Below are 14,875 nucleotides of genomic sequence, written 5' to 3'. Positions count from 1 at the left end.
CCCACATTTTTAAGCTGTGCAAGTCAATGAAACCTCACTCTGCTTTTGCAACCCGATGCCGCGTCTACCCGGCCAACGGATCTGTACTCAATCAAGAAGCCAACCATGCAAACGTCTAAATTCCGCAAAATCGGCCTCCTGGCAGCATTGGCCGTCGCCATCGGCCTGATCATCTACACCGTAAAGGCCCCCGCCGACGCCCCCCAATACCTCACCGCCACCACCGAACGCGGCGATATCGAAAACGCAGTATTGGCCACCGGCCTGCTCGAAGGCATCAAGCAGGTCGACGTCGGCGCCCAAGTCTCCGGCCAGCTCAAATCGCTGAAAGTCAAAGTCGGCGACAAGGTAAAAAAGGGCCAGTGGCTCGCCGAAATCGACCCGCTGATCCTGCAGAACACCCTGCGCAAAGCCCAGGTCGACGAAGAAAACCTCCAGGCCCAACGCCGCGCAACCGCCGCGCAGCTCAAGCAGGCCAAGTCTGTCTATGAGCGCTACAAGGGCCTGCAGGCCGACGAATCGGTGTCACGCCAGGATTTCGAAGACGCCGAATCAAGCTTCCAGGTGCAGCAGGCCAACCTGCTGTCCCTGGACGCACAGATCAAAAGCGCACACATCCAGATCGACACCGCCAAGGTCAACCTGGCCTACACCCGCATCAACGCGCCCATCGACGGCGACGTAGTGGGCATCGTCACCCAGGAAGGCCAGACCGTGATCGCCAGCCAGCTCGCACCGGTACTGCTCAAGCTGGCGGACTTGGACACCATGACCGTCAAGGCCCAAGTCTCGGAAGCGGATGTGATTCATATCAGCCCCGGCCAGCAGGTGTACTTCACCATCCTCGGCGAGGCGGACAAACGCTATTACGCCAAACTGCGCGGCACTGAACCAGCCCCGCAGAACTTCCTCGAAACCCAGACCGCCGGCACCCCCAAGCAGAACACCGCGGTGTTTTATAACGCGCTGTTCGACGTGCCCAACCCTAACCACCGCCTGCGCATCGCCATGACCGCACAGGTGCGCATTGTGCTCGACACCGCCGAGGCCGCGTTGATGGTGCCGGTGGCGGCGCTGGGAGCACGCAATGCCGACGGCAGTTACCCGGTGCGGGTGCTGGATGCCAAGGGCAAAGCGGTAGAGCGCAACGTCAGGACCGGCATCAATAACAACGTCAAAGTGCAGATTCTGGATGGCCTGGCCGAGGGCGACAAGGTGGTGATCGGCGACGCCACACCCGCCGTGGCAGGGAGCTGATCCATGACTCAGCCTCTGTTGGAACTCAAGGGCATTACCCGTAGTTTCATGGCCGGCGAGCGTGAATTCATCGCGCTCAAAGGCATCGACCTGACGATTCATGCCGGGGAAATGCTGGCGATCATCGGCGCCTCGGGCTCGGGCAAATCGACCCTGATGAATATCCTTGGCGGCCTGGATTACGCCACCGCCGGCAGCTACAAGATCAATGGCATCGAAACCCGCTCCCTGGGCGATGAGCAACTGGCTGAGCTGCGCCGTGATTACTTCGGCTTTATCTTCCAGCGCTACCATTTGCTTGCTCACCTGAGCGCCTTGCACAACGTGGAAATGCCAGCGATTTATGCCGGTACTCCTGAAAGCCAGCGTCACAGTCGTGCGCGGGAGTTGCTCCAGCGGTTGGGCCTGGCGAGTCATATCTCCCACCGGCCCAGCCAGCTGTCCGGCGGGCAACAACAGCGCGTGAGTATCGCGCGGGCCCTGATGAACGGCGGCGAAGTGATCCTCGCCGACGAACCCACCGGCGCCCTCGACACCCACAGCGGCAAGGAGGTGATGCGTATCCTCGCAGAGCTGCACGCGGCCGGGCACACGGTGATCATCGTCACCCACGACCCCAAGGTCGCCGCGAATGCCCAGCGCATTGTCGAGGTGTGTGACGGTGAGATCGTCAGCGACAAGGTCAATGACAGCGTTGACCTGGAGCTGCCCAGCGAAGCGCCGATCGAGCCCAGGCGCAGCGGAGCGCGGCGCCTGGTGGCGAGCCTGGGGCTATTCAAGGAAGCCTTCAACATGGCCTGGGTGGCGCTGATTTCGCACCGCATGCGCACCTTGCTGACCATGCTCGGCATTGTGATCGGGATCACCTCGGTGGTGTCGATCTCGGCCATCGGCGAAGGCGCCAAGCGCTATGTGCTCAAGGACATCCAGGCGATCGGCAGCAACACCATCGATATCTTTTCCGGCACCAGCTTTGGCGACAGTCGCGCCTCGGCGATCCAGACGCTGATGCCCTCGGATGTGGACGCGCTGAACCAGCTGTATTACGTCGACAGCGCCACGCCGGTGGTGGGCCGCAACCTGTTGCTGCGCTTTGGCAACATCGATGTGGATGCCCAGGTCAACGGCGTCAGTGATCGCTACTTCAAGGTCAAGGGCCTCAAGCTGGAAGCCGGCATTGCCTTCAGTGAAAGCGATGCGCGGCGCCAGGCGCAGGTGGTGGTGATCGACCACAACACCCGCCAGCGGCTGTTCGGGCCGAATATCGAACCGCTGGGCCAGGTGATCCTGGTGGGCAACCTGCCGTGTACGGTGATCGGCGTGACGGCGGACAACAAGAATATGTTCGCCGCCAGCAAGGCGCTGAACGTGTGGGTACCGTATGAGACGGCGGCGGGGCGCCTGTTGGGCCAGCGTCATCTGGACAGCATCACCGTGCGCATCAAAGACGGCCAGCCGAGCAAGGTGGTGGAGGACAACGTCAACAAGCTGATGCTGCAACGTCACGGCACCAAGGACTTCTTCACCAACAACCTCGACAGCATCATGCAGACGGTGCAAAAAACCAGCCGCTCCCTGGCGCTGCTGTTGTCGTTGATTGCGGTGATTTCATTGCTGGTGGGAGGCATTGGCGTGATGAATATCATGCTGGTGTCGGTCACCGAGCGTACCCGCGAGATTGGTATCCGCATGGCGGTGGGGGCGCGCCAGTCGGATATTCGCCAGCAGTTTCTGGTGGAGGCGGTGATGGTGTGTTTGATCGGCGGGATCATCGGGATCTCGTTGTCCTACGCCATCGGTTATCTGTTTTCGCTGTTTGTGAAGGAGTGGGAAATGGTGTTTTCGGTGGGCTCGATCATTACCGCGTTTGCCTGCTCGACACTGATCGGCATTGTGTTCGGTTTTGTGCCGGCGCGAAATGCGGCGCGGTTGGACCCGATAGAGGCATTGGCAAGGGACTGATCCCTATCTGCCAATGAGGACCCCATGTGGGAGGGTGCTTGCTCCCGATAGCAATTTTTCAGTCAAAGATGTAATGGCTGATACACCGCTATCGGGAGCAAGCCCCCTCCCACAGTTTGATCTGCGTCCGCCTAGAAACGGGTGCTGTCTTGGGTCGAGTACATCCACCGCAACAACGAATGCCGCCCACTGATCCCCAGCTTGATCGCCGCGCGCTTGAGGTAGCTTTCGATGGTGTTGACCTTCAATGCCAGTTGTTCGGCCAGCTCCGGTGCGGTGCGCCCGGCCAGCAGGCCCACGCACACTTGCAGTTCACGGTTGGACAGGGTCAGCCCCGATTGCACCAGGCGCTCCTGGATGCGTCGGCGCAGGGTTTCGATGCCCTGGTGCTGTGGCACTGCCGGCGGGCTGTCCTGACGGCCAGGCTGGATCGCGGTGATGTGTTTTTCCACCATGGGCAGCAACAGCGTGGAGAAGTCCTGCAACATGCTGCGCTCTTGGGCAGAAAAACTCTGCGAGGGGTGCGAGCGGTACACCGACAGCACGTAGCGCACATCGTCCTTGTGTCGGGTGAGGTGCAATTGTGCGGCGGGTTGCTCGGCCCCCAGGGTTGCCACCGAGTCGGTGTAGACCGGGCTGATCTTGCGGCGGCTGTGGCCTTCGCTGTTGACCTGCAGCTGGGTGATATGGGTGGCGTCCACGGCCAGTTGGGTGAGGATGAGGTCATGCAGCATACGTGGGAAATGGCGGCTGCCGGTGCTGGCGATGACCTTGCCTATATGTGGGAACAGGTGTGAGTTCATCAATTCGTCCATGAGTTTCGGGTACAGGTATTGGGCGTTATAGCGGCGGGAGTCAACAAGGTAACCGCTATGAATAACCTGCACGGATAATCCTTCCCGCCGCCACCATGCTAGTACAGGCTGGCAAAGGCAGGGGGATCCAATCGATAAAATTCAGATTAAAAACGCATAACGGTAGTCGGATCCGTCCGACCACCGCCAGGATAAAAATCACTTTACGTGTAGGCGCTATCTCACAGCAGAGGGCGCTGTCGCGGCCTGACGCACCGTGTTGCGGCCGCACTTGGCCAGGGCCTGATGCACATCCGCCAACAGGTCGGCGACGTCTTCAAGCCCCACCGACAAACGCACCAGGCCCTCGCTGATACCGTGCTGCGCAAGTTGCTCGGGGGTATAGGTGGAGTGGGTCATGCTCGCCGGATGTTGCGCCAGCGATTCGGCATCCCCCAGGCTGACCGCACGGGTGAACAGTTGCAGTGCGTTCATAAAGCGCCGCCCCGTCTCGATCCCGCCCTTGAGTTCAAAGGCAATCATGCCGCCGGGCAGTTTCATTTGCCGGGTCGCCAGTTCGTACTGTGGGAAGGACCGCAGCCCGGGGTAGATCACACTCTCCACGGCCGGGTGCGCCTGTAAGGCTTCGGCCAGCGCCTGGGCATTGCTGCAATGGCGGTCCATGCGCAGGGCCAGGGTCTTGAGGCCGCGCATCAGCAACGACGCGTCCTGGGGCGACATCACCGCGCCGGTCAGGTCCTTGAGCCCTTGCAGGCGAATGCGCTGTGCCAGCGCCTGGTTGCTCACCGCAATGCCTGCGGTGATGTCGCCATGGCCGCTGAGGTATTTGGTGGCCGAGTGCACCACCACATCGGCGCCCAGTTCCAGGGGCCGTTGCAGGTAGGGCGTGCAGTAGGTGTTGTCGACCACCAGGGTGACATTCGGCTGTTGATGGGCAAGCCTGGCCACGGCGGCGATGTCGATCAGGCGCAGGTTGGGGTTGGCCGGGGTTTCGCAGTAGATCATGCGGGTCGCCGGGGACAAGGCCGCTTGCAGGGCGGCCAGGTCGGTCAGGTCAACATGCCGCACCTTGATGCCGAATTCGCCGATGCCGTGGTGCAACAGAGCGAAGGTGCAGCCATACAGGGTCTGGCTGACGATCACCTCGTCGCCCGGGCGTAGCAGGGTCCAGAACGTCGCGGCAATCGCGCCCATGCCGGAGCTGAAGGCCACCGCCGCTTCACCGTTTTCCAGGGTGGCCATGCGTGATTCCAGCAGCGCCAGGGTCGGGTTGGAAATGCGCGTGTAGAAGTGGCCGCTGGCTTCGCCGGCAAAGCACGCGGCGCCGTATTCAACCGTGGGAAAGGCGAAGGTGGCCGACAGGTAAATCGGCGGTACGAGCGCGCCGTGGTGGTCCTTGGGGTCATAGCCGTGGTGAATGGCACGGGTGGAAAAGCCGCAGGTGCTGTGTTTATTAGTCATGTCGGGCGCTCCTTATTTCCTACAATGCTATGCTCATAACCACGGACGAACCTTGCAAAAACTGCTGGAAAAACCCGCGTTTGTGGATTAAACACCGATAAAAATAATGATTAGAGGCACGTTATGCCCATCAAGCTGGACCGCACCGACAAAGCCCTTTTAAACGCATTGCAGGGCAACGCCCGCCTGACCGTGGCCGAACTGGCCGAGCGGGTCGCCTTGACGACCTCACCCTGCTGGCGCCGGGTGCGCACCCTGGAGGAAAGCGGGGTGATCAGCGGCTACCAGGCGATCCTCTCGCCCAAGGCGCTGGGCTATGGGGTGACCGCGTTTGTCAGCATCATGATGGACAGCCACACCCAGGAAATCGCCCGCGCGTTCGAGCAGCGCCTGTTGGAGATTCCGGAAATCGTGGCGTGCCATAACGTGTCGGGCCGCTATGATTTTTTGCTGGAAGTGGTGGCCAAGGACCTGGAATCGTTTGGCGAGTTTGCCCGCGAAGTCTTGCAGACCTTGCCCTGCGTCAAGGAAATCTATTCGAGCTTTTCGTACAAGTCGGTGCGGCCGTTGCGGGTAATTCCGTTGCCGGGGTGAACGGCTCAAAACACCTCAATTGGCTTTTCTGTAGGAGCAAGCTTGCTCGCGAAAAACCTGAGAGCGCCGCGCTTGGGCTGTAAACCCGCGTCATCGTTGACGACCTTCGCGGGCAAGCCCGCTCCTACAGGGATTCGCGCCCGGCATGGGCATTGCTCTGCGCCACTTCATGCAACAACGCCTCAAACACCCGCTGCACCCGTGGCTCATCACTGTGGGCCACATTGAAGCGCATCGAGTCGCGATGGGCCGGGTCGTAGCCAAACAGCGCACCGGGCGCCAGCACCATGCTGCGTTTCAACGCTTCCTGGGCCAGCAATTCGCCGTTCACCCCCTTCGGCAGACGCGCCCAGATAAACATTCCGCCTTCATAGGCCATCGGCAGTTCGCAGCCGCAGCGCTTGAGCCATTGTTCGATGCGTCCACCGGCCTCCATCAGGCGTTGCACCATGCGCTTGCGATGCTTGGCATAACTGCCTTCGGTGAGCATACGGTAGACGATCTGTTCGAACAGTTCGGAGGTTACGCCGCCGCTCATCAACTTCATATTGGTGAGGTTGGCGGCCAGTTGCGGCGCGGCCACGACGTAGCTGACCCGGGTGTTGGCGCTGAGGATCTTGGAGAACCCTGACAAGTAGGTAACCTGATCGAGCCCGGCGACGGCAGCCAGGCGCGGGGGAGGGTTGGGGTGCAGGTCGCCATAAAGATCATCCTCGACGATATGGCAGTGGTATTGCTGGGTCAGTTGCAGCAGGCGAAACGCTTGGCTGGGGCTGAAGGTATGCCCGGTGGGGTTATGCAAAACGCTGGTGGTCAGGTAAAGGCTGGGGCGGTGTTTGGCCAGCAACTGTTCGAGGGCCGCGAAATCGAAACCGTCGGGGCGGCGCTCAATGGTCACGACCTTGACCCCATGCAGCGCCAGGTTGGCGTGGAAGTTGAAGTAGCACGGCGCGTCGAGCAACACCGTGTCGCCAGGTCGGGCCAGCAGGCGCATAAGCATGTCCAGGCCCTGCACAGTGTTGGGCGTGGTGATGATCTGTTCTACGGGCACCGACAAACCTTCACCGTGCAGTTTCTGTTGCAGCGCCTGGCGCAACGGCAGCAGCCCGGCTGGCGTGCCCAAGCCTGCGATGCGCAGCGTTGGCGCACGCACCACACTGCGCATGGCCTGGCGAATCGCTTCGCCATTGAGCCATTCCTCCGGCAAGTGCCCACCGCCGGGGCGCAGTTCGCCACTGGCGGTGACCAGCGGGCGACGCAATATGCTGAGCAGGTCCTGGGGCAGCAAGTCGACCCAGGTCGCCGTTGCCGGCCGGGCGCTGTCCATCGCCACGAAGTAGCCACGGCCTTGGCTGGAGGTGAGCAAATGGCGCCCGCGCAGGCGGTCCAGCGCCTCATTGACGGTGAACTTGCTCACGCCCAGGGTCTGGGTCAATTCCCGTACCGACGGCAACTTGCTGCCCGGCGCCCATTCGCCGTTCTCGATGGTCTGGCTGAACGCCTCGACGATCTGCTGGACCTTGGGGGTGCCTTCCACAAAAGCGATGGCGGATACAAACATGACGGGACCTTATGTTTGCCGGTGATTTTACCGGTGAAGTCAGGCCGGATTAGGCATCACTTTACCTGCCTTGTGCAATGCCGCTGCCCTAGACTGCGCCGTAACCAGACCGCCAAGGCCGCCCTGGGGCGGGCGCTTGAGGCGTGTTTCTCTCCATTCAAGGTCCGCGGCCATGACAAGTGCATTAACCCTGTCTTCGTTTCTCTACTTCCTGCTGTTTTGCACCACCATGACCTTCAGCCCCGGCCCCATGACCCTGCTGTTGCTGAGCCTGGGCTTGAAGGACGGCCTGCGCAGTTCGATCCCGGCGCAGATCGGCGCCAGTGTGTCGTACCTGATTTCCATGCTGATTTTTGCCGTCGGTTTCTCGGAGTTAATCAAGGGCAACCTTGCCATTACCCAGACCATCCAGTTTGTCGGGGTAGCCTATATTCTCTACCTGGCCTACAAGCAGTGGACCAGCAGCGGCGTGTCGATCAACAGCGCGGGCGCCGTGGAAGGCTCGCGCAGCCTGTTTGGCAAAGGGCTGTTGACCGGGTTTTCCAACCCCAAGACCATCATCATGTTCAGTGCGGTGTTCCCGCAGTTTGCAGGTGCGGGCGAGCACAGTTCGGCGGCGGACATCGCCATTCTCGGGGCGACCTTCCTGTTGCTGCAATTTGCCAGCGGGTGCCTGTATTGCTATTTCGGCCAGCGCATCAAGCATGTACTGGAAAACCCCAAGCGGCGGGTGTTGTTGCAGCGGGTCACCGCAGTGCTGCTGTTGGGCGTTGCATGGATGCTGGCGCGTGGCTTTTCACACTGAAGGATTAGCGTGTAAGCAGTAGTGGCGATTTGACGTTGCCCTGTTAGACTCCAGGCACTCACTCAGGATCGCACCCCACCATGCCAGCCGTAGGAGGAAAGGGACTTCCGCTCGCTTCGCGCTTGTACAAATCTCGTCTTCTGGGGCTGAGCCTCGGCTTCATCTGCGTGGTGTTTGCCATGTATCCGCTGAGTCCTTCCCTTTGGGTGTGGGCCTGGATGCTGATCAACGCTTTTGTGTGGCCGCATGTGGCGTTTCAATTGTCTTTGCGTGCAGCCCATACCCTGGGCAGTGAGCGTCGTAGCCTGTTGTTCGATTCTTTTTGCGGCGGGTTTTGGGTCGGCGCGATGCACTTCAACCCACTGCCCAGCGTCACCACCCTGTCGATGATGACCATGAACAACGTGGCCATCGGTGGCACGCGCTTTATGCTGGCGGGGTGGGCGGCGCAGGCGCTGGGGCTGGGCGCGGCGCTGCTGATTTTTGCGCCTGGGTTTATCGCCGTGACCACCCAGGCCCAGTTGTATGCCTGCCTGCCGATCCTGATGCTGTATCCCCTGGTGCTGGGCTGGATCTGCTACCGCCAGGCCGTGACCCTGGCCCGGCACAAGCGTGAGCTGTTGGCCTTGAGCCGCACCGACAGCTTGTCCGGCCTGCTCAACCACGGTGCCTGGAAAGACCACCTGGACATCGAGTTCCAACGCTGCCGCCGAAACCAGGCGGGCGCCGCCATCGCGCTGATTGATATTGACCACTTCAAGACTATCAACGACACCTATGGCCATGTGACCGGCGATATCGTCCTGCGCCAATTGAGCAAAGTGCTGCGCCAGAACCTGCGCGCCACCGATCTGGCCGGGCGTTATGGCGGCGATGAGTTCTGCGTGATCCTGCCGGACATGCCCCTCAATCGCGCCACCGAAGTGATGGAGGCCTTGCGCGATCGCTTCAACGCCTTGGCCTATGCCCAGGACCCGGCATTGCGCGTCAGCTTGAGTATCGGCCTGGCGCCGTACCAGCCGACCCACGCTGACTCCATCGGTTGGCTCAACGATGCCGACCAGGCGTTGTACGAAGCCAAGAGCAGCGGGCGCAACCGGGTAAACGCCGTGCAGGAGGGTTGGTTGCGGTCGGTCTAGTGAGATAGGGTGTGGGGAGCCCATTCCAACAAAAAAGGATCGCTCCATGCTCTTCACTTTCCCGCGTACCCTGCTGGCCGCCACCCTGGCGTTGTCCTTCGTCATGCCGGCCTACAGCGCCGAACCTCACAAGCAGATCCAGGCGGATGCCGAGCAGTACAAGGCCCAGGCCCTGAAGCTGTTGGAGCGCCTGGTAAATATCGACTCGGGGTCAGGTTACGAGCCGGGCCTGACCCAAGTGCGTGACATCGCCGTGGATGAGTTGAAGCAATTGGGGTTCAGCATTGAATTGGTACGGGACAAGGCGGCCAATAACAGCCACGTGGTTGCCACCCTCAAAGGCACCGGCAAGGCCAGGATCCTGCTGATGGCGCACATGGACACTGTCTTCAAGGAAGGCTCGGCCGCCGAGCGCCCGTTCCACATCAAGGATGGTCGTGCCTATGGTCCCGGCGTGATGGATGACAAGGGCGGCATCGTCGCCGGCATCTACGCGCTGAAAGTCCTGAAAAACCAGGGCTTCAAGGACTACGCACAGATCACCTTCCTGCTCGACGCCAGCGAAGAAACCGGCTCTGAGGCTGCCTCGGAACTGATCCGTAAAACTGCCAAGGGCCATGACGTGACCCTCAACCTGGAACCCGGCCGCCCAGCGGACGGCCTGGTGGTATGGCGCAAAGGCAGCGCGACCGCGGTGGTCGAAGTCAAAGGCAAGTCCGCCCACGCCGGCGTCGCCCCGGAACTGGGACGCAACGCCGCCATGGAGGCCGCGCACCAGATCCTGCAACTGGGCAAGCTCGGTGATGAAGAGAAGAAGACCACCATCAACTTCACTGTGCTCAAATCCGGTGACCGCACTAACGTTATCCCCGACCAGGCCACTGCCAAGGCCGACGTACGTGCGGCGGTGCCGGAAGAGTTCGATCGAATCGAGAAGGATCTGGCGCGGGTATCAGCCAACAAGTTGATCCCCGACACTGAAGTGAAAACCAGCCTGCAACGTGGCCTGCCACCAATGCCGCAAACGGCCGAATCGGATAAGTTGGTGGCGATCGCCCAAGGTATTTATGGCGAGTTGGGGCGCAAATTGACCATCGAAGGCAGTGGCGGCGCGGCAGATGCCAGCTTGTCGGCCGGGGTAGGGACGCCGACGTTGGATGGGTTTGGGATTGTGGGGGGCAATATCCACACGGCGGAGGAATATGCCGAGGTGGAGAGCGTGGTGCCGCGGGTTTATCTGTTGAGCCGGATGATTATGGAGCTGGCCAAGCGCTGATCGGAGCGTTGGATTGAAGCACTGAAGAGATTCAAATGTGGGAGGGGGCTTGCTCCCGATGGCGGTGGATCAGCTTGCATATGCTTTGGCTGACCCACTGCTATCGGGGGCAAGCCCCCTCCCACATTGGATATTCAGTGTGGTCAAGATTCGGGTCACCATGTGGCAGGGTCTTCGAGGCTGGCTTTTTGGAGGTCTTCTTTCCACCACTCATTAGCTAATCTATAAATTTCTTCGAAAAAACCTTTTGGATTGTCCATGTCACTCCATCCCCAAGGCAGGGTGCAGTAATAGCCGGGAGCCTGTCTCAATAAGTGCGAAAAATTATAGGTTTCGTCGCTAAGTGCAGCCCCCAATTTGTCGCATAAGACCTTGCGATGTCGATAGCTTAGATCTGAAGATTTCTCAATTATGTATTTTTTGATCAGCCGTCTTCTGTCTGTGTAAAGGTTGATGTCGTAACGTGCAAACTCTTCACCTAAAGTCTCTTCGCGATCATAAATATCGAACGGACTGAGTAAGTGTCGAAGTTTCGGTGCGTACGGGATATCTAGAAAAGGGTGTTTCAGCATTGGTCATTGCTCACAGGAAATACGGTATAAAGTTCTTTGGTCTCGCGATCGAATTTCGCAATCGCTGCATCCATATTTTCATCAAGGATTGGATTGTTCCGATCATTAGGATTTGGTATATATCCTCTTCCGCAACCCTGCATTTCGATTCGGACAATTGGGTTGCCGTAGTAATCTTCCCCGGTAAAAGGCGGTAGATTGCGTTCCGCTCTTGTGGTCGCCTCATTTAATACAGCGAATTGCGCTCGATGACTTTTAAATTGTGTGCTTAGCTGCATTGGGTTTTTCCTTTTACTGGGGGTTGTTTATTTGTTTAGGGTCGTTAGCTCGCATCGGACTCTATATTGTAGTGCTGTAAGCAGCGTAACAGCACAGCCATGAATTGCCGGTGATCAATTATTTCGTCATCAAAATAGGTGTCGAAAAGATAAAAAACAGAATCAAAGTTTTCATCTGTATTTAAATAGTAGTGAAGCGTGTCGATATGCCACTGTTGGATTTCAGGCTTATATGATAGAAATTCTGGTTTAGTCAATTTTTCAAAAAGCTCGGCGAGTTCTGTTTCGCTGTTGACATTTTTTGAAGCGATGAAGCACTCTCTTTCAGGGTCGTCGTAGTTTTCAATGCTGTAGGTGAATAGTAGGCTTCTGAGTATTGATAGTTCTGGTCTGAGCTTCATGTTTAGAATTCCGTGTACGCAGTAATCGGATTGCCATCATTGTCAAGTATTACAATAGCTTTGCTTTGTCTTCCGTATTCAAAATTATTTTTTTTGTATCCTTCTCCAATTATTTTTCCCATGTGCATTGGTCTGCGAGATGTTTGTAGATTTGTATATTTAAATATAAGTTGTGCGCGATAAATGGCGTTGAGTTGGTCCCGGTGGCTGAAATATCTAGTGGCTGCAGTAGGTATTTTGGGTTCACCATCTTTTCTTCCACCAATGTATCTTTCGATTTCTTCTGTTGTTGGGTTTTTACCTGATCTTACTCTTTCGAGTTGGGAGTCGGAGGTTGTCTGCGCGCCGTGCTTCTCCAAAAAATGTGCTCTTGGGAATGCTTGTTCGATCTCTTTCAAACGTCTGTAGGCGTTTGCCTCGGCTAGCTCATCAATTCTCGCCTGCCGCTGCGCGCGGGTCAGTTGCGGTAAGGCAGGCTCTCCGTGGTTAACACTCTCCGCAGGATTTGGAGCACTAGTGCTGGGTTTACACCCGTCAGCACCTGGGCATGTATTCAAGCCTAGCGGGTCTACCCATCCCGTCGGATTGGGCACGTACTGGTAACCATTGATCCCACCCGCCAACTTCACCGGATCCGGCGTCAGGTAGCGACCAATATCTGGATTGTAGTAGCGATGGCGGTTGTAGTGCAGCCCGCTTTCCTGGTCAAAATACTGCCCCTGGAAACGCAGCGGATTGTCGATTTTGCCTACGTCGAGCCGGGCGATCTGGCCGTAGGCGCGGTAGTGGGCGGACCAGACGATTTCGCCTTCGGTGTCGGTCAGTTCTTGCGGTGTGCCGAGGTGGTCGAGTTGGTAGTGGTAGGGCGTGGTGCCCTTTGGGCCATAGCCTTCCAGCAGTGCCAACGGGCAGAAGCTGTCCGGCTCGTAGATGTAGCTGCGATGACAGTTTGCATGGTGTTCGGCAATCAGCTTGTCGCCTTGCCAGAAAAACTCGGTGGTCTTGCCATCCACGGTTTTGCTGACACGTCGCCCAAACGGGTCGTAGCGATAACTAGCGGTTTCGCCGTTCGGTTTTGTGATGGTGATTAACCGATGTTGGCAGTCGTAGCGGTACTCAGTGACGAGTTGCTGGCCCTTGCCGCGTCGTTCGCGGATCAGGTTGCCGAAGGCGTCGTAGTCGTAATGGCGGTCGCCCTGGATCATCAGGCGGTTGCCGGCAACGATGTCCGGGCCGGGGCGGTCTTGCATCAGCAGGTTGCCCGCTGGGTCGTGGGCGAAGCGTTCCTGGACGTCTTGGGAATGATCGGCGCGGGTTAGCCGGTTAAGCGGGTCGTAGCGATAGTCGTGCTGGCCTTTGCGGGTATCGAGCAGGCGGGTGAGGTTGCCGGATTTGTCGTAGTCGTACTGGCGCTGGTAAAGGTAGTTTTCCTGCTGTGTGACGGCGTGGGCGTGTAGGCGGTTTTGGTCGTCGTAGTGGTAATGGCTGAGCAGTTGACCTTGTTGGCGTTGGTGTTCGCGGCCGCTCTTGAATAAATGTGCAGTGAGCACCTCACCATTGAGCTCGACCGTAGCGAGATGGCCTCCCTTGTCATGGTTGAAGGTGAGGCGGTTGTTGTCGGGCAGGCGCAGTTTTTGTAATTGGCCGCAGGCGTCGTAGCCGTAGCGCAGGGTGCCCCAGCCTTGGTGTTCGGCGGTCAGGCGGTTTTGGCGGTCGTATTCGTAGGCCAACGCCCAGTGACCGTCTTCGACGCTGAGGAGGTTGCCTTGGCGGTCGTAGGCATAGTCGACCACGCTGGTATCGGGCAGGGTTTTTCGTACGAGGCGACCGGCGTGGTCGCGCTCGTAACGGGTGATTAGCTGACTGCCGTCGTCGCCGTGTTCGGTCTTTTCCTGCAGATTGCCGTTGAGGTCGTAGACGTAGGCGGTGCGTTGGCCGTCGAAGCCGGTTTCCTGTTGGATCAGGCCGTTGGGGTGGTAGTCGAGTTGATAGGTTTCGCCGACTTCGTTTTCGATTTCGGTCAGCAGTAACCGAACATTGTCGTAGCGATACTTGACCTGGGTGCCGTCGGCGTTGATGCGGCGGCTGATCAGGTGCAGGCCATTGGCATATTCGTAGCGGGTGACGTGGCCGAGCTCATCGCGTTCGGCGATGATTTTTCCGTAGGGGTTGTAGCTGAATTCTCGTGTGGTGCCGCCTGGCAAGACGAGGCGAATCAACCTACCGACGCTGTCCCATTCATAGACTGTCTGCGCGCCGTGTTCATCCTCGCGGGCAATCTGTCGGCCTAAATCGTCATAGCGATAACGCTTGATCCCGCCATTGGGCAATTGCTCTTCCAGCAACTGCCCACGCTCATTCCACACCAGCCGATGGCAGCTGTGATCGGGGTACCAAACCCCCGTCAGTTGCCCGTATTTGTTGTAGCTGTAGTCCGTCACCTGCCCATCGGGATCAGTCCTACGCGTAACATCGCCCTGGCTATTACGCTCGTATTTCCAGACCGCCTCCCCACGCCTCACAACCCGAACAAAGCCGTTGTCATGTTCGTAGGAGGTCGGCTCATCATCCCCGGGAAACAACGCCACCAAGCGTCCGGCTTCGTCGTACTGATACGCCATCACCGCGCCCAGCGGATCCTGCTCGACGGTCAGCCGCCCCTTGGCATCGTAGGATTTGAAATGCTGCGCGCCGTCCGGATCGATGCGCTGCACCAACCGCGCCCGGTCGTCGTGGACATAGACTTCCTGGCTA

At 58.7% G+C, this 14,875-nt stretch carries 13 protein-coding genes and 1 pseudogene; 6 read left to right on the top strand and 8 right to left on the bottom strand.

Annotated elements, in window-relative coordinates; genetic code table 11:
• Positions 1 to 105: 105 nt before the first annotated feature.
• Together macA and J1G33_RS26560 are read left to right on the top strand one after the other, a co-directional pair.
• Positions 106 to 1,257: a macrolide transporter subunit MacA gene (gene macA, locus J1G33_RS26565; protein ID WP_032880740.1), complete on the top strand. Its 1,152-nt coding sequence runs from the start codon at positions 106 to 108 to the stop codon at positions 1,255 to 1,257.
• Between the two features lie 3 nt (positions 1,258 to 1,260).
• A complete protein-coding gene (locus tag J1G33_RS26560) occupies positions 1,261 to 3,219 on the top strand; it encodes a MacB family efflux pump subunit (RefSeq protein ID WP_223019089.1) in 1,959 nt (652 codons plus the stop codon).
• Between the two features lie 131 nt (positions 3,220 to 3,350).
• On the opposite strand, the gene J1G33_RS26555 is transcribed toward J1G33_RS26560, so the two are convergent.
• Complete coding sequence (locus J1G33_RS26555) at positions 3,351 to 4,022, bottom strand: helix-turn-helix transcriptional regulator (RefSeq protein WP_177327439.1); 672 nt, start codon at positions 4,020 to 4,022, stop codon at positions 3,351 to 3,353.
• A gap of 228 nt (positions 4,023 to 4,250) precedes the next feature.
• Positions 4,251 to 5,495 (bottom strand): methionine gamma-lyase, encoded by a 1,245-nt coding sequence (locus J1G33_RS26550; RefSeq protein WP_223019088.1) that lies wholly within the window; start codon positions 5,493 to 5,495, stop codon positions 4,251 to 4,253.
• Between the two features lie 123 nt (positions 5,496 to 5,618).
• Here J1G33_RS26550 and J1G33_RS26545 point away from each other — a divergent pair, with 123 nt between their 5' ends.
• Positions 5,619 to 6,089, top strand: a complete 471-nt coding sequence (locus tag J1G33_RS26545; RefSeq protein WP_005788981.1) for an Lrp/AsnC family transcriptional regulator — start codon at positions 5,619 to 5,621, stop codon at positions 6,087 to 6,089.
• Positions 6,090 to 6,118: 29 nt separating this feature from the next.
• On the opposite strand, the pseudogene J1G33_RS28120 reads toward J1G33_RS26545, so the two are convergent.
• Together J1G33_RS28120 and J1G33_RS26540 are read right to left on the bottom strand one after the other, a co-directional pair.
• Positions 6,119 to 6,223: pseudogene (locus J1G33_RS28120) on the bottom strand (outer membrane lipoprotein carrier protein LolA); the annotation flags it as partial.
• The gene (locus J1G33_RS26540) at positions 6,214 to 7,650 is read right to left on the bottom strand and encodes a PLP-dependent aminotransferase family protein (RefSeq protein ID WP_223019087.1); all 1,437 of its coding nucleotides are present in this window, start codon (positions 7,648 to 7,650) and stop codon (positions 6,214 to 6,216) included. The gene J1G33_RS26540 and the pseudogene J1G33_RS28120, both read right to left, overlap by 10 nt.
• 172 nt (positions 7,651 to 7,822) lie before the next feature.
• On the opposite strand from J1G33_RS26540, the gene J1G33_RS26535 reads away from it, so the two are divergent.
• The 3 genes from J1G33_RS26535 (at position 7,823) to J1G33_RS26525 (ending at position 10,870) form a co-directional block, all read left to right on the top strand.
• A complete protein-coding gene (locus J1G33_RS26535; RefSeq protein ID WP_148853881.1) occupies positions 7,823 to 8,455 on the top strand; it encodes a LysE family translocator in 633 nt (210 codons plus the stop codon).
• 80 nt (positions 8,456 to 8,535) lie between these two features.
• Positions 8,536 to 9,594 carry a diguanylate cyclase gene (locus J1G33_RS26530; RefSeq protein WP_103734597.1) on the top strand — a complete coding sequence of 353 codons (1,059 nt, stop codon included), beginning with the start codon at positions 8,536 to 8,538 and terminating at the stop codon, positions 9,592 to 9,594.
• 46 nt (positions 9,595 to 9,640) lie between these two features.
• Positions 9,641 to 10,870, top strand: coding sequence for a M20/M25/M40 family metallo-hydrolase (locus J1G33_RS26525; protein ID WP_223019086.1), 1,230 nt, complete (start codon positions 9,641 to 9,643; stop codon positions 10,868 to 10,870).
• Between the two features lie 155 nt (positions 10,871 to 11,025).
• Here the strand turns inward: J1G33_RS26525 and J1G33_RS26520 are convergent, their stop codons facing one another.
• The 4 genes from J1G33_RS26520 to J1G33_RS26505 form a co-directional block, all read right to left on the bottom strand.
• Positions 11,026 to 11,442 carry a hypothetical protein gene (locus tag J1G33_RS26520; RefSeq protein ID WP_032880747.1) on the bottom strand — a complete coding sequence of 139 codons (417 nt, stop codon included), beginning with the start codon at positions 11,440 to 11,442 and terminating at the stop codon, positions 11,026 to 11,028.
• Positions 11,436 to 11,720 (bottom strand): hypothetical protein, encoded by a 285-nt coding sequence (locus J1G33_RS26515; protein ID WP_223019085.1) that lies wholly within the window; start codon positions 11,718 to 11,720, stop codon positions 11,436 to 11,438. The genes J1G33_RS26520 and J1G33_RS26515 overlap by 7 nt, the downstream gene beginning before the upstream one ends.
• 44 nt (positions 11,721 to 11,764) lie before the next feature.
• Positions 11,765 to 12,121 (bottom strand): hypothetical protein, encoded by a 357-nt coding sequence (locus J1G33_RS26510; RefSeq protein WP_032880749.1) that lies wholly within the window; start codon positions 12,119 to 12,121, stop codon positions 11,765 to 11,767.
• Positions 12,122 to 12,123: 2 nt separating this feature from the next.
• Positions 12,124 to 14,875 (bottom strand): RHS repeat-associated core domain-containing protein (locus J1G33_RS26505; protein WP_223019084.1); only part of this gene is annotated, 2,752 nt, incomplete at its 5' end.

Origin of the sequence: Pseudomonas sp. P867 (genome assembly GCF_019891455.1) — a bacterium.
Classification (GTDB): Bacteria; Pseudomonadota; Gammaproteobacteria; order Pseudomonadales; family Pseudomonadaceae; genus Aquipseudomonas; species Aquipseudomonas synxantha_A.
This window is presented reverse-complemented; position numbering and strand designations above follow the sequence as displayed.

What these genes read in the sequence shown, in the direction of transcription:
- macA (WP_032880740.1), top strand. Translation starts at nt 106, where the DNA reads ATGCAAACGTCTAAATTCCGCAAAATCGGCCTCCTGGCAGCATTGGCC.
- J1G33_RS26560 (WP_223019089.1), top strand. Translation starts at nt 1,261, where the DNA reads ATGACTCAGCCTCTGTTGGAACTCAAGGGCATTACCCGTAGTTTCATG.
- J1G33_RS26555 (WP_177327439.1), bottom strand. Translation starts at nt 4,022, where the DNA reads ATGAACTCACACCTGTTCCCACATATAGGCAAGGTCATCGCCAGCACC.
- J1G33_RS26550 (WP_223019088.1), bottom strand. Translation starts at nt 5,495, where the DNA reads ATGACTAATAAACACAGCACCTGCGGCTTTTCCACCCGTGCCATTCAC.
- J1G33_RS26545 (WP_005788981.1), top strand. Translation starts at nt 5,619, where the DNA reads ATGCCCATCAAGCTGGACCGCACCGACAAAGCCCTTTTAAACGCATTG.
- J1G33_RS26540 (WP_223019087.1), bottom strand. Translation starts at nt 7,650, where the DNA reads ATGTTTGTATCCGCCATCGCTTTTGTGGAAGGCACCCCCAAGGTCCAG.
- J1G33_RS26535 (WP_148853881.1), top strand. Translation starts at nt 7,823, where the DNA reads ATGACAAGTGCATTAACCCTGTCTTCGTTTCTCTACTTCCTGCTGTTT.
- J1G33_RS26530 (WP_103734597.1), top strand. Translation starts at nt 8,536, where the DNA reads ATGCCAGCCGTAGGAGGAAAGGGACTTCCGCTCGCTTCGCGCTTGTAC.
- J1G33_RS26525 (WP_223019086.1), top strand. Translation starts at nt 9,641, where the DNA reads ATGCTCTTCACTTTCCCGCGTACCCTGCTGGCCGCCACCCTGGCGTTG.
- J1G33_RS26520 (WP_032880747.1), bottom strand. Translation starts at nt 11,442, where the DNA reads ATGCTGAAACACCCTTTTCTAGATATCCCGTACGCACCGAAACTTCGA.
- J1G33_RS26515 (WP_223019085.1), bottom strand. Translation starts at nt 11,720, where the DNA reads ATGCAGCTAAGCACACAATTTAAAAGTCATCGAGCGCAATTCGCTGTA.
- J1G33_RS26510 (WP_032880749.1), bottom strand. Translation starts at nt 12,121, where the DNA reads ATGAAGCTCAGACCAGAACTATCAATACTCAGAAGCCTACTATTCACC.